The 12873-nt window shown below is 60.7% G+C and carries 10 protein-coding genes; all 10 read right to left on the bottom strand.

The features are described 5' to 3' along the window. Nucleotides 1-151 precede the first annotated feature (151 nt). The 10 genes from ABEV74_RS17070 to ABEV74_RS17025 all read right to left on the bottom strand — a co-directional run bounded on the left by ABEV74_RS17070 (nt 152) and on the right by ABEV74_RS17025 (nt 12854). Nucleotides 152-1264: an ABC transporter permease gene (locus tag ABEV74_RS17070; protein WP_213529013.1), complete on the bottom strand. Its 1113-nt coding sequence runs from the start codon at nt 1262-1264 to the stop codon at nt 152-154. Further along, a complete protein-coding gene (locus tag ABEV74_RS17065) occupies nt 1264-2208 on the bottom strand; it encodes an ABC transporter ATP-binding protein (protein WP_430147846.1) in 945 nt (314 codons plus the stop codon). The genes ABEV74_RS17070 and ABEV74_RS17065 overlap by 1 nt, the downstream gene beginning before the upstream one ends. A gap of 109 nt (nt 2209-2317) precedes the next feature. Next, nucleotides 2318-3553, bottom strand: coding sequence for an ABC transporter permease (locus tag ABEV74_RS17060; RefSeq protein ID WP_430147843.1), 1236 nt, complete (start codon nt 3551-3553; stop codon nt 2318-2320). Beyond that, nucleotides 3537-4337, bottom strand: coding sequence for an ABC transporter permease (locus tag ABEV74_RS17055; protein WP_430147840.1), 801 nt, complete (start codon nt 4335-4337; stop codon nt 3537-3539). The genes ABEV74_RS17060 and ABEV74_RS17055 overlap by 17 nt, the downstream gene beginning before the upstream one ends. Next, nucleotides 4334-5344, bottom strand: coding sequence for an ABC transporter ATP-binding protein (locus ABEV74_RS17050; RefSeq protein ID WP_430147837.1), 1011 nt, complete (start codon nt 5342-5344; stop codon nt 4334-4336). Before ABEV74_RS17050 ends, ABEV74_RS17055 begins: the two co-directional genes overlap by 4 nt. Before the next feature lie 334 nt (nt 5345-5678). Beyond that, nucleotides 5679-6326: an orotate phosphoribosyltransferase gene (gene pyrE / locus ABEV74_RS17045; protein ID WP_062492427.1), complete on the bottom strand. Its 648-nt coding sequence runs from the start codon at nt 6324-6326 to the stop codon at nt 5679-5681. Beyond that, nucleotides 6323-7051, bottom strand: a complete 729-nt coding sequence (pyrF, locus tag ABEV74_RS17040; protein WP_430147833.1) for an orotidine-5'-phosphate decarboxylase — start codon at nt 7049-7051, stop codon at nt 6323-6325. The genes pyrE and pyrF overlap by 4 nt, the downstream gene beginning before the upstream one ends. Before the next feature lie 121 nt (nt 7052-7172). Beyond that, entirely contained in the window at nt 7173-10394 is a 3222-nt protein-coding gene (gene carB, locus ABEV74_RS17035; RefSeq protein ID WP_430147830.1) for a carbamoyl-phosphate synthase large subunit, read from the bottom strand. Further along, nucleotides 10381-11535, bottom strand: coding sequence for a carbamoyl phosphate synthase small subunit (locus ABEV74_RS17030; protein ID WP_430147827.1), 1155 nt, complete (start codon nt 11533-11535; stop codon nt 10381-10383). The genes carB and ABEV74_RS17030 overlap by 14 nt, the downstream gene beginning before the upstream one ends. Before the next feature lie 32 nt (nt 11536-11567). Beyond that, complete coding sequence (locus ABEV74_RS17025; RefSeq protein ID WP_430147824.1) at nt 11568-12854, bottom strand: dihydroorotase; 1287 nt, start codon at nt 12852-12854, stop codon at nt 11568-11570. Nucleotides 12855-12873: the final 19 nt, after the last annotated feature.

The raw sequence follows: 12873 nt of genomic DNA, 5'->3' as shown, positions 1-12873 counted from the left end.
TAAATCAGCGGAAGCGGCAAAGAAATAAAAGGGTTTTCATCGTTATGCAACAATATGAAATAATACGGAGCTTGCGGCTGCGAACGCGAAGACAAAGCAAGACTGCCCCGAACGGACAGTCTTGCATGCGGGCGAGGACGCGCCGGGCGTCCTACGCTTTATTCCACTTGTACAGCCGCGACCCGATCAGAAAGGCCGTCAGCCCCCAGACCGCCATAATCCCCAGGTTGAGCCAGAAGTTCCCGCTCCCGATCCCGAAACCGTACACCATCGCATCCCGCAAGCCGTCCGCAAAATAAGTAAGCGGCAAAACATGCGAAATCGGCCGGATATACTCGGGCAGCGAGCCCAGATCGAAGAAAATGCCGCTCAGAAACATCATGAGAAAACTTGCCAGATTCGCGATGCCCATGTAGCTGTCCATCGACTTGCTGACAGCCGCGATCAGGAAGCCCATGCCGGCAAATGACAGCGTGCCGACCAAAAACACGAGCGCGAAGCCTAGCGGATCGACGTTGAGATGGGCGCCGAAGAACAGGACGCCGATCAACGTCAGCAGCGCAACCTGGATCAGGCTGAGCAGGAAGCGTACGGCCATGCTGCTGAGGCCGAACATCCGCAAGTCGACCGGCGCCAGAAACAGCCGCTTCAGCAGCCCGTTCCGGCGCATTTCGACCATGCCCATCATGCCGAACAAGCCGGACTGGGAGATGGCCAGCGCAATCATGCCCGTCATCAGAAAGTCGGTGTACGACAGCTTGTCGCTGCCGGCCGACACATATTCCGTCGCGATCGTCAACTGCGGTTCGACGCCTGCGGCCGCCAGGGAGGACTGCACGACCAGCTGGTTCAATATGCCGGATACCGCCTGCGCGGTTACCGAATTTTGCTTCTCCTTGTTCAGCAGCAGCTTGATCTCCCCGCCGGCTTCCGGCAGCGCGACGACCGCGTCGACCTCCTTGTCGATCAACCACTGCCGCGCTTCGTCCAGATTGGCCGGCTTCTCTTCGGTCTGCTCCAGCACATCCACATATCCGAGCGCCTCTTTGACCCCTGCGGCGGCCGGCGTAGACGCGCCTTCCACGACCGCAATCCGCGCGGAGAAATCGTCGCTGCCCGTTCTGCCGAATATAAGCAGAAAAATGACCAGCAGCAGCACCGGGTAAAAGATCGACCAAAACCAAACCTGCTTTTCGCGAAACGTCATCTTAAAGTGAGCGCCGAACAGCTTGCCGAACTGGCGAATCCCGGATTTGTTCCCCATCAGTCCCGCCACTCCTTTCCGGTGAAGGCGATGAAGACATCCTCCAGACTCATTTCCCGAATCGACACCTGCTCGACAGCAAGCCCTTCCTCATGGGTATAACGGAACAGCGCGTACAGCGTCTCTTCCGGATTCGCCGTCCATATGGTCAGCCGGTCCTGCTCGCGCTCAACCCGCACAGCCGCAGCGCCGATCCGGGCGGCGCCTTCGGCAGCCGCTGCCGCCCCCGCTCCGCCCGCGAACGTCAGCCGCACCTCGCGTTCGCGCGTCAGCCGTCCGATCAGCGCGCGCGGCGAATCGATCGCGATAACTTTCCCCTGATCGACGATGCAGACGCGGTCGCTCAGCTGCTCGGCTTCTTCCATGTAATGCGTCGTCAAAATAGTCGTTTTGCCGAGCGATTTCAGCTTGCGAACGATATCCCAAATGTTTCTGCGCGCCTGCGGATCGAGACCGGTCGTCGGCTCGTCGAGGAAGATCAGCTCCGGATCGTTGATCATCGAAAGGCCGATCGCGAGCCGCTGCTTCTGGCCGCCGGACAGCGTCTTGACCCGCTTGCCGCGATGCTCCGACAAATTGACCATCTCGATAATGTCTTCGATCGGCCGCCGCTTTTCGTAAAAGGAAGCAAATACGTCCAGATTTTCCTCGACGGTCAGCAGATCGAACAGCGCGCTCGACTGCGGCTGAACGCCGATTTTCATTTTGATCGCTTCCGTATCCTTGCCCCATTCCATGCCGAGAATCGAAATCGAGCCCCGGTCCGGTTTTTGCAGCCCTTCGATCATCTCCAGCGTCGTCGTCTTGCCTGCCCCGTTCGGGCCGATAATCGTAAACACTTCGCCCCGTTCGGCCGCGAAGCCGATACCGTCTACCGCTTTGACGGTGCCGAACGATTTGTGCAAATCCGTTACTTCAAGCACATAGTCGCTTTTCGTGCCCACACCGCTTTCACCCTTTCTTTATTTCTGTATTTCACTATAAAGGAAGGGGAAAGCCGGATGAACGGTCCGGAGAACGGAACAGGACTCCGTCTGCGGACGGATAGGCGAACTATTGCCGCAGCGCCAGCTGATTGCCGGATCCGTAGCGCCGGAGACCGGAGCGGAACAGAACGATGGCCAGCGCCATCAAAACGATCGCGGCCGCCGTCGCGCCTGCGACGAAACCGGGTCGCATGTCGCGCAGCAAGCCGATCGGAACATAGCTGACGAGACCGGCCGGCACCAGGGTAAACAGGACGATGCGGACGGCGCCTTTGAAAATGTCCGTCGGATAGGTCGTAATCGCGAGAAAGCCGTTGAACAGCTGATAGGCAAGCCCTTCGGCGTTGCCGATGAAAAAGGCGAGCGTGTTGGCGGCGAGTGTAAAAAACATAATAATCGTGCCCGCCAGCAGCAGCCCGAACCCGAACAGCAGCGCTCCGCGCAGCGAATGATCGCCGGCGATGCCGTAAACGGCAAACCCGAACAGCAAATCGCCGATCGCCGTCAAGGACATGCGGCTCGCCAACACGTTGAGCAGCACCGGCTTCGGCTGGGCCAGATAGACGTCGAGCTGCCCGGTTGCAATAATCGTCGCCAGCCGGTTGAAATTGCCGAACAGCACGTTCGCCCAGCCGAATCCGCCCGCGGTGACCGCCCACAGCATCATGATGTCGCTCAATTCCCAGCCGTTCACCGCGGGGAACCGGTGAAAGAAGAGACTCCAGAAAAACAGCCACATGAAATTGTTGATGAACATCATGCCGGCCGTCAGGAAGAAGCTCAGCCGAAATTCCATCGCACCCGCCAGATTGATTTTCCAGCACGTCAGCACGAAGCGCAGGACTCCGGCCGGGCGCCCGCGGCGGCTATCCGCCGTTTCCGGCGAGCCTTCGGCAGACCACGCTCCGGTACTCGCCGTTCGCGGCGAGCCTTCGGCAGGCCCCGCTCCGGTATTCGCCGTTTCCGGCGAGCCTTCGGCAAACCCCGCTCCGGTACTCGCCGTTCGCGGCAAGCCTTCGGTTGGCCCCGCTCCGGTATACTTCGTTCGCGGTAAGCCTTCGGCGGTCCCCGTTTCGGTATTTGCCGTTCGCGGCAAGCCTTCGGCAGACCACGCTCCGGTACTCGCCGTTCGCGGCGGGCCTTCGGCAGACCACGCTCCGGTACTCGTTGTTCCCGGCGAGCCTTCGGCAAGCCCTGCTCCGGTACTCGCCGTTTCCGGCGAGCCTTCGGTTAGCCCCGCTCCGGTATTCTTCGTTCGAACCGGACCGCCGTGACAGCCGTCTCCGTTATCCGCCGTTGACATGAAGCCGCCTCACTCCTCTCCGGTAAATGAAAACCGCCAGCGCCGCGAGCGCCAGCGTCCAGGCCGCCTGTACGGCCAAAAAACGGGCAAGCGGGCTGCCCGCGAAATCCACCGCCGTTCTGGCCGGCATATACAGCACCGCCTGGAACGGCAGCCAGGCGCAAACACGCTGCAGCCAATCCGGCATCATATCGATCGGAAGCAGCATACCGCCGACAGTAAACTGCAGCTTCTGCAGCACGAACTCCAGCCCCCTCGTTTCCTCGACCCAGAAAGCGCAGAGCGCAACCGTTACATTGAGCAGGAATGCGACCGTCATTGCGCCCGCGCTTAAAGCGAGAAGCCCCGCCCATCCGGCGCCGAACGCCGGCGGACCGACGAAACACCAGGCGATCGCGCTGCCGGCCGCCAAATGAACGACAAAGCGCAGCGCGGCTTCGCCCAAAAACGCCATATAGTGATAGCCGATATAAGATAACGGCCGCACGAGCCGTATCGCGATATCGCCCTGCTTGATCTCGTCTTCCATCCGCAAGCACAGATGGGGAAACGCCATCGTCAGCGCTTCGGTGAATACGAGATACCAAACGATCTGCTTCAAGGTGAACCCGGCGACGACCGGTTCGCCCGTTCCCGCATAGGCTGCGCTCCAAAGCTGAACGAAGATGAACAGTATAAGAAGCAGGAATACCGACCGCAGCAAAAAATCGGTCATATAAGCCAACTGATGGCGCAGCGTAATGACGCCGACCGCCCGGTATTTGGCCAGTTTTGCGCCGATCATGCCCCTTCCCTCCTCCCCGCCTCCCGCGCGTAAATATGCTTGATAACTTCTTCCATCGGCGGATTTTCGATCGTCACGTCGCGAATGCGCATTCGGCCGACGATCGAGGCGAGAACAGGCTCGATCGCGGTGACGCCGACGTCTACGGCAAGCCGCAGCATGCCGGGCGAGGCGGCCAGCACGCGGACGCCCGGACCGTTCCAATCGGCGATTTCCGTTTGGTCGGTTTCATCGGTCTGCAGCGTAATCGTCTTGTAGGCGAGCACCTCCCGCTTCAACCGTTCCACAGGTTCGTCGACAATAATGCCGCCGTGATGAATGACGACAGCCCGCCGGCACAGCAGCTCGATATCGCCCGGGTCGTGCGAAGTGAGAAACACCGTCGTCCCTTCTTCCCGGTTCAATTCCGTTATCAGCTCGCGAATCCGCTGCTTGATGACGACATCGAGGCCGATCGTCGGCTCGTCGAGGAACAGCAGCTGCGGCCGGTGCAGGAAGGCGGCGGCGATCTCGCAGCGCATCCGCTCTCCGAGCGACAGCTTCCGCACCGGCGTGCTCCAGTGCCGCTCCAGCTCGAAGCGGCCGATCAGATCGTCCCGCCGCTTCGCGTAATCTTGCCGGTCCAGCTCATAGATCCGGCTCATCAGCTCGAAGGTGTCGGCCGGCGGCAGATGGTACCACAGCTGCGATTTTTGCCCGAAGACGGTGCCGATCCGGTAAGCGAGCTTCTCGCGTTCCTTCCACGGCGTAAAGCCGAGCACCTCCGCAAGCCCGCCGGTCGGATGCAAAATGCCGGTCAGCATTTTGATCGTCGTCGACTTCCCGGCGCCGTTCGGCCCGAGAAAAGCGAGCGTTTCGCCCCGCTCGACCGTCAGGTCGATGCCGGCGACCGCTTCCTTCTCGATCCATTCCGGCCGCAGCAGCGATTTGACGCTCTCCCTGAATCCCGGCTTTTTCCGCTTCACGCGGAACGTCTTGCTCAGTCCTTCCGTTCTCAGCGCCAGCATAACGTCTCCTCCTCTTTGGGCCGCGTCCGCCTTCTTTCCGGTAAAGCAAAAAAGCCTCCGGCAAGCCCGGCCCTGATAGGGCGGAACTTGCCGAAGGTCTTTTATCCCTTACGGTGTAGCGCCAACGATTCGCAAGTCGCGCGGTGCGGGCGCCGGTTTCGCTCGGTTCGCCCGTCCCTCGGCGCGTCGCCCGCGCCTTCCGGTCCGTCGGATCCCTAGAAACCCTTCCGTTTGATGTAACATATTACCATCATTCCCTCCAAGAGGCAATATGTGCGACGGAAAAAATATCGCCATCCGCCGGACCGGAGGGAAGATCGTGGCCGACACGCCTTTAGCGGCCGTACGACTGCGGATTTTCGCGCCACGATTGAAGCAGGCCGATATCTTCGGGCTTGACCGCGCCTTGCTCGAGCGCGGTTTCGATCAGCGCCGAGTAGCAGGACAGCGTGTCGAGCGGGATGCCTTCCGCCTTGAACGCCTCCGCCGCTTGCGGAAACTCGTACGTAAAGATCGCCACGACGCCTTGCACCTTACAGCCCGCCTCGCGTACGGCGAGCGCCGCTTTCAACGAGCTGCCGCCGGTCGAAATCAAATCCTCGATCAGCACCACTTTCTGTCCCGCCTGATAATGGCCTTCGATCTGATTCGTCTTGCCGTGCCCTTTCGCTTTGTCCCGGACATACAGCATCGGCAGATTCAACTTTTGCGCCACCCATGCCGCATGCGGAATGCCGCCGGTCGCAATGCCGGCCACCGCCTCGCAATCCGGGTAACGTTCGCGAATGACCGCCGCGAAGCCTTCGGCGATCCGGTCGCGGATGTCCGGATACGACATCGTCAGCCGGTTGTCGCAATAAATCGGCGATTTCAGACCCGACGTCCACGTGAACGGCTCGTTCGGACGCAGCGCGACCGCGCCGATGCTCAGCAGGTCGCCCGCAATGCGGCGCGGCAACTGCTCAAGTAAAGGATTGCTCATCCTTGTATCAGCTCCTCCATGATCGATTCGATCGCCGCTCTCGGATCGGCCGCGGCGGTAATCGGTCTGCCGATGACCATGTAATCGGCGCCTTGCGCCAGCGCCTCCCTCGGCGTCATGATCCGGGACTGGTCGCCGGGATCGGTCCCGGAAGGGCGAATGCCGGGCGTCACCGTCTGAAATGCCGGACCGCAGGCCGCCTTGACGGTCCGCACTTCGAGCGGCGACGCGACGACGCCGGCCAATCCGGCACGCTTCGCCAGCTGCGCGTATCGGATAACCGCTTCTTCCGTCGAACCGGCAATGCCGATCTCTTCGTTCAGCACTTCACGGCTTGTACTCGTCAGCTGCGTCACGGCGATGACGGTCGGCCGCTTCGCGCCGCCGGCCAATGCCGCATCGGCGCCTTCCAGCGCCGCTTCCATCATGCGCACGCCGCCCGCCGCATGCACGTTGAACATATCGACGCCAAGCTTCGTTACGCTGTTCGCGCCTCCCCGCACCGTATTGGGGATATCGTGCATTTTCACATCGAGAAAGACGCGGTAGCCGCGCTCCTTCAATCGGGCGACGAACGAAGGGCCCGCAGCGTAGAACAGTTGCAAGCCGACCTTGATATAGCATGGAATGCCGTCGAGCTGCTTCAGCAGTTTCTCCGCCTGTTCCGTTCCGGGGTAGTCGAGCGCCACCATAATGCGCTCCGCCGCCTGCTCTCTTGTCAGCATGTTGTATTCCGGCCCCTTTCGAGAAAAGTCCGCTTCGCGAGCTCCCTAACAGCGAAGACGGCCAGTCCGTCCGCCGGTGCGCCGCGAAAACGGCTGCCGGCGGACGCCGGCCGTTCCCACCTTATTTCGCTTCGATGACGGGCATCGCGCGCGAGGAGAAGTTGATCGTCTCCAGCATATTGAGCAGCGCGCGCACCGTATCGAGCGACGTCATACAGACGACGCCGTTCTCCACCGCCTCGCGGCGGATGCGGAAGCCGTCGCGGTTCGGCGTCTTGCCTTTCGTCAACGTATTGACGACGAACTGCGCTTCACCGCTGCGGATGAGATCGAGAATGTTCGGCGATCCTTCGCTCAGCTTGTTGACGCGCTTCACGCGAATGCCTGCCGACTCGAGCTTGTCGGCGGTGCCGCCCGTAGCAATAATTTTATAGCCCAGCTCGTAAAACCCGCGCATCAGCTCGGTCGCTTCCTCCTTGTCCTTGTCGGCGACCGTGGCGATGATGGCGCCGGACTGCGGAATGCGCATGCCCGCGCCGACGAGTCCTTTATAGAGCGCCTTGGCGTATTGCACGTCCCGTCCCATCACTTCGCCGGTCGATTTCATCTCCGGCGTCAGCGTCGGGTCGACGCGGCGCAGCTTGGCGAAGGAGAAGACCGGCACTTTGACGGAGACGTATTCGTCTTCCGGCCAGAGACCGTCCGTGTACCCGAGATCGGCCAGCTTCTCGCCGAGGATGACGCGCGTCGCCAGATTGGCCATCGGCACGTTCGTCACTTTGCTCAGGAACGGCACCGTCCGCGACGAGCGCGGATTGACCTCGATGACGTACACCTGCTCGTTGTGGATGACGAACTGGATATTGACCAGACCGATGACTTTCAATTCCTTCGCGATTTTCATCGTGATATCGACGATTTGCGCCTTGATTTCCGCCGACAGCGACTGCGGCGGATAGACGGCTATCGAGTCGCCGGAGTGGACGCCCGCGCGTTCGACATGCTCCATAATGCCCGGAATGAGCACGGTGTCGCCGTCGCAGATCGCGTCGACCTCCGCTTCGCGTCCGAGCATGTAGCGGTCGATCAGCACCGGATGCTCCGGATTGATTTTCACCGCCTGCTCCATGTAGCTGAGCAGTTCCTGATCGGAATAGACGATTTCCATCGCCCGGCCGCCAAGCACGTAGGAAGGACGGACAAGTACCGGATATCCGAGCCCGCCGGCCGTTTCCACCGCCTGGTCGACCGACGTGACGGTGCTGCCTTTCGGCTGGGCGATGTTCAGCTTGCGCAGCAGCGCTTCGAACTTTTTGCGGTCCTCCGCCGCGTCGATGCTGTCGAGGCTGGAGCCGAGAATGCGGACGCCCGCCTTGGCCAGCGGCGCCGCCAGGTTGATCGCCGTTTGCCCGCCGAACTGGACGATGACGCCGATCGGCTTCTCCTGCTCGATAACGTTCATGACGTCCTCGAAGAACAGCGGTTCGAAGTAGAGCCGGTCGGACGTGTTGAAGTCGGTCGATACCGTCTCCGGGTTGTTGTTGATAATGACCGCTTCGTAGCCCGCGTTCTGAATGGCCCATACGGCATGGACGGTCGAGTAGTCGAACTCGATGCCCTGGCCGATGCGGATCGGGCCGGAGCCGAGCACGAGCACTTTCGGCTTCTCAGTTTCCGCAACTTCGTTCTCGGTCTCGTAGGTCGAATAATAATACGGCGTCGACGCCTCGAATTCGGCGGCGCAGGTGTCGACCATTTTATAAACCGGCTTAATGCCGTACTCCAGCCGCAAAGCCCGGACTTCGTCCTCCTGCGTATGGCTGCCTCCCGGTTGTCCTTCCCGGCGGAGCTCCGCGATCGAACGATCGGAGAAGCCCATGCGCTTCGCTTCATACAGCGTTTCCCGGGACAGCGCCGCTTCGGAGCGAATGCGATCCTCGAAACGGACGATCCCTTGAATTTTATCGAGGAACCACCAGTCGATCCGGGTAATATCCTGAATGTCCTGCAGCTTGTATCCTCTGCGGAACGCTTCGGCGACGAGGAACAGCCGCTCGTCGTCCGGCTTCGCAAGCCGCCCGCGGAGCGTCTCGTCGTCGATCGCTTCCGCCCCTTTCAGATGCAGCCGGTGAACGCCGATCTCAAGCGAGCGCACCGCCTTCAGAATCGATTCCTCGAACGTGCGCCCGATCGCCATCACTTCGCCCGTCGCCTTCATCTGCGTGCCGAGCTTGCGGTTGGCCGTCGTAAACTTGTCGAACGGCCAGCGCGGAATTTTCGATACGATATAGTCGAGCGTCGGCTCGAAGCACGCATACGTTTGGCCCGTTACCGGATTGACGATTTCGTCCAGCGTGTAGCCGATGGCGATTTTCGCCGCCATCTTCGCGATCGGGTAGCCGGTCGCCTTCGACGCAAGCGCCGACGAGCGGCTGACCCGCGGGTTGACCTCGATGACATAATATTGATAGCTGTGCGGATCGAGCGCGAACTGGACGTTGCAGCCCCCTTCGATGTTCAGGGCGCGGATAATTTTCAGCGAAGCCGAACGGAGCATCTGATATTCGCGGTCCGACAGCGTCTGGCTCGGCGCGACCACGATGCTGTCGCCCGTATGAACGCCGACGGGGTCGAAATTTTCCATGTTGCAGACGACGATGCAGTTGTCGTTCGCGTCGCGCATCACTTCGTATTCGATTTCTTTCATGCCCGCGATCGATTTCTCGATCAGGCATTGGCCGATCGGGCTGTAGCGGATGCCGGACGCAACCGTCTCGCGCAGCTCTTCCTCGCTTGCGCAGATGCCGCCGCCCGTACCGCCCAGCGTATAGGCCGGACGCACGATAATCGGATAGCCGATCTCGTTTGCGAAATCGACCGCTTCCTCGACCGTCGTCACGATCGTGCTCTCGGGAACCGGCTGTCCGAGCTCGCGCATCAAATCGCGGAACAGATCGCGGTCTTCCGCCTTCTCGATGGCGCTCAGCTGGGTGCCGAGCAGCTTGACGTTCTCCCGCTCCAGCACGCCGGCGCGGGCCAGCTCGACCGCCATGTTCAGCCCGGTCTGGCCGCCCAGCGTCGGCAGCAGACCGTCCGGGCGCTCCTGCCGGATAATCTGGGTGACGAAGTCGAGCGTAATCGGTTCGATATACACTTTATCCGCCATATTCGTATCGGTCATAATCGTCGCCGGGTTGCTGTTGATCAGTACGACCTCCAGCCCCTCTTCCTTGAGCGCCTGACATGCCTGCGTTCCGGCATAATCGAATTCCGCAGCCTGTCCGATGACGATCGGGCCGGAGCCGATGACGAGAATTTTTTTCAGTTCGTTATTTTTGGGCATACTGCAATTCTCCTTTCAACGCCCCCGCTTCCTCTGCATGGCGGGCTTGCAACGGCCGGCGCGGCTTGCTGCTTTTATGGGCGCGGACCATTTCCAGAAACTCGTCGAACAGATAGCTTGTATCGTACGGGCCGGGCGACGCCTCCGGGTGGTACTGAACGGTGAAAGCGGGGTATTTCTCATGCTTCAGCCCTTCGATCGTCTTGTCGTTGTTGTTGATTTGCGTTATGACGAGCGGCGTTCCTTTCACCGATTGTTCCAGCACCGTATAGCCGTGGTTTTGAGATGTAATGAAGCAGCGGTTCGTCGCCAAATCCTTGACCGGATGGTTGCCGCCGCGATGGCCGAACTTCAGCTTCGTCGTATCGGCGCCGCAGGCCAGCGCGAACAACTGGTGGCCCAGGCAGATGCCGAAGATCGGAAATTCGCCGATCAGGGAAGCGATCGTTTTGACCGCATGAGGCACGTCCTTCGGGTCTCCGGGGCCGTTAGACAGCTGGATGCCGTCGGGTTTCAGGCGCCGGATCTGATCGGCGGTCGTATCGTGCGGCACGACGACGACGTCGCAGCCTCGCTTCGTCAGCTCCCGCAAAATGCCGCTCTTGGCGCCGAAGTCCATCAGCACGATGCGCTCGCCTCCGCCGGGACTCGAAAACATTTGCTTCGTCGAGGTGCGCGCCACCTGATCGCGCATCAGCGGCGTGGCCGCCAGCCGCTCCTGCAGTTCTTCCAGCCGCTCGTTGCCGGTCGTCAGAATGCCTTTCATCGTGCCGTGATGGCGCAATTTGCGCGTCAGCATCCGGGTGTCGATATCGCTGATGCCCGGTATTCCGTATTCCTTAAGCAGATTGTCGAGCGAATATTCGCCGCGCCAGTTGCTCGGCACCGGCTCGTGGCGGCGCACGACGAAGCCGTGGACGAACGGGCGGGCCGATTCGAAATCGTCGCGGGCGATGCCGTAATTGCCGATCAGCGGGTACGTCATCGTCACAATCTGTCCGCAGTACGAAGGATCGGAAATGACTTCCTGATATCCGGTCACGCCGGTATTGAAAACGACCTCGCCGGTGGTCTGCCCTTCCGCGCCGAACGCCAGGCCGGTAAACAGTGTGCCATCTTCCAACAACAGTCTCGCTTGCATCCGTATCACTCCTCAGATGTTCGTATGCTATCTCATATTCCGGACCAGACGACGGCGCCGTCGACCATCGTCAGCACGGGCCAGCCTTGCAGCGTCCAGCCGGCGAACGGCGTATTCCTTCCTTTCGAAGCGAACGTGTCGGGATCGACTTTCCGCTCTTTCTCCAGATCGATAATCGTCAGATCCGCAGGCGCTCCGGGAGCGAGCTTGCCCGACGGCAGCCCGAATACGCGGGCCGGGTCAGCCGTCATCCGCCGCAGCAGGAAGCCGAGCGACCAGCGGCCGGTACGTACGAATTTCGTATACAGAAGCGGAAAGGCCGTCTCGAAGCCGACGATGCCGAACGGCGCGAGCTCCATCCCTTTCGCCTTCTCTTCCGCGCTGTGCGGCGCGTGGTCGGTGACGATGATGTCGATCGTGCCGTCTTCGAGCGCTTCGATGACCGCTTCGACATCGCGCGGCGTCCGCAGCGGCGGATTCATTTTCCAGTTGGCGTCAAGCCCCGGAATGTCTTCGTCGGACAATACGAGATGATGCGGGCATACTTCCGCCGTCACGCGGATGCCGAGCTGCTTGCCCAGCCGGATCAACCGCACCGATTGCTCGGTGCTGACATGGCATACATGATAATGAACGCCTGTCGCTTCCGCGAGCAGAATATCCCGCCCGACATGAATCGCTTCGGATTCGTTCGGGATTCCTTTGAGCCCATGCTTTCTTGCGAACGCGCCATCGGTGACAGCCGCGCCCTTGACGAGCGAGTCGTCTTCGCAATGGGCGATGATCGGCATGTCTAACGAGCGGGCCAAAGCCATCGCGTCCTTCATCATCTGCGCGTTCTGCACGCCGACTCCGTCGTCGGTAAAGCCGATCGCGCCGGCTTCCTTCAGGGCGGCGAAATCGGTCAGCTCGCGTCCCAGCTCGTTCTTCGTAATCGCCGCGTAAGGAAGCACCCGTACGGCCCCTTCGCGCTTCGCCTTGTCTTTAATATATTGAACCGTCTCCGGCGTATCCGTCACCGGACGGGTATTCGGCATGCAGGCGATCGTCGTAAACCCGCCTCTGGCCGCCGATTGCGTCCCGGAGGCGATATCTTCCTTGTATTCGAATCCCGGGTCGCGCAAATGAACGTGCATATCGATGAAACCGGCCGAAACGAGCTTGCCGCCCGCATCGATCACTTCGCAGCCGGCCGTATCGGGCGCCGTTTCCCCGTCTTCGATATTCGTCACGATGCCGCCGTCAACGCGGATATGTTTCCTCTCCAGCCGCTCCGCCTCGTCATTCCATACATTGCCGTTTATAATCCAGATTGCCATACGATATCTATTCCGCTCC

Origin of the sequence: Paenibacillus cisolokensis, assembly GCF_050481165.1 — a bacterium.
GTDB classification, from domain to species: domain Bacteria; phylum Bacillota; class Bacilli; order Paenibacillales; family Paenibacillaceae; genus Paenibacillus_AH; species Paenibacillus_AH cisolokensis.
Note: the sequence above shows the minus strand (reverse complement) of the source record. Positions and strands in the feature narration are given on the sequence as shown.

Coding starts and splice junctions, on each gene's coding strand:
- ABEV74_RS17055 (WP_430147840.1), bottom strand. CDS start 4,337: ATGATCGGCGCAAAACTGGCCAAATACCGGGCGGTCGGCGTCATTACG.
- carB (WP_430147830.1), bottom strand. CDS start 10,394: ATGCCCAAAAATAACGAACTGAAAAAAATTCTCGTCATCGGCTCCGGC.
- ABEV74_RS17030 (WP_430147827.1), bottom strand. CDS start 11,535: ATGCAAGCGAGACTGTTGTTGGAAGATGGCACACTGTTTACCGGCCTG.
- ABEV74_RS17070 (WP_213529013.1), bottom strand. CDS start 1,264: ATGGGGAACAAATCCGGGATTCGCCAGTTCGGCAAGCTGTTCGGCGCT.
- ABEV74_RS17050 (WP_430147837.1), bottom strand. CDS start 5,344: ATGCTGGCGCTGAGAACGGAAGGACTGAGCAAGACGTTCCGCGTGAAG.
- pyrF (WP_430147833.1), bottom strand. CDS start 7,051: ATGCTGACAAGAGAGCAGGCGGCGGAGCGCATTATGGTGGCGCTCGAC.
- ABEV74_RS17060 (WP_430147843.1), bottom strand. CDS start 3,553: ATGTCAACGGCGGATAACGGAGACGGCTGTCACGGCGGTCCGGTTCGA.
- pyrE (WP_062492427.1), bottom strand. CDS start 6,326: ATGAGCAATCCTTTACTTGAGCAGTTGCCGCGCCGCATTGCGGGCGAC.
- ABEV74_RS17025 (WP_430147824.1), bottom strand. CDS start 12,854: ATGGCAATCTGGATTATAAACGGCAATGTATGGAATGACGAGGCGGAG.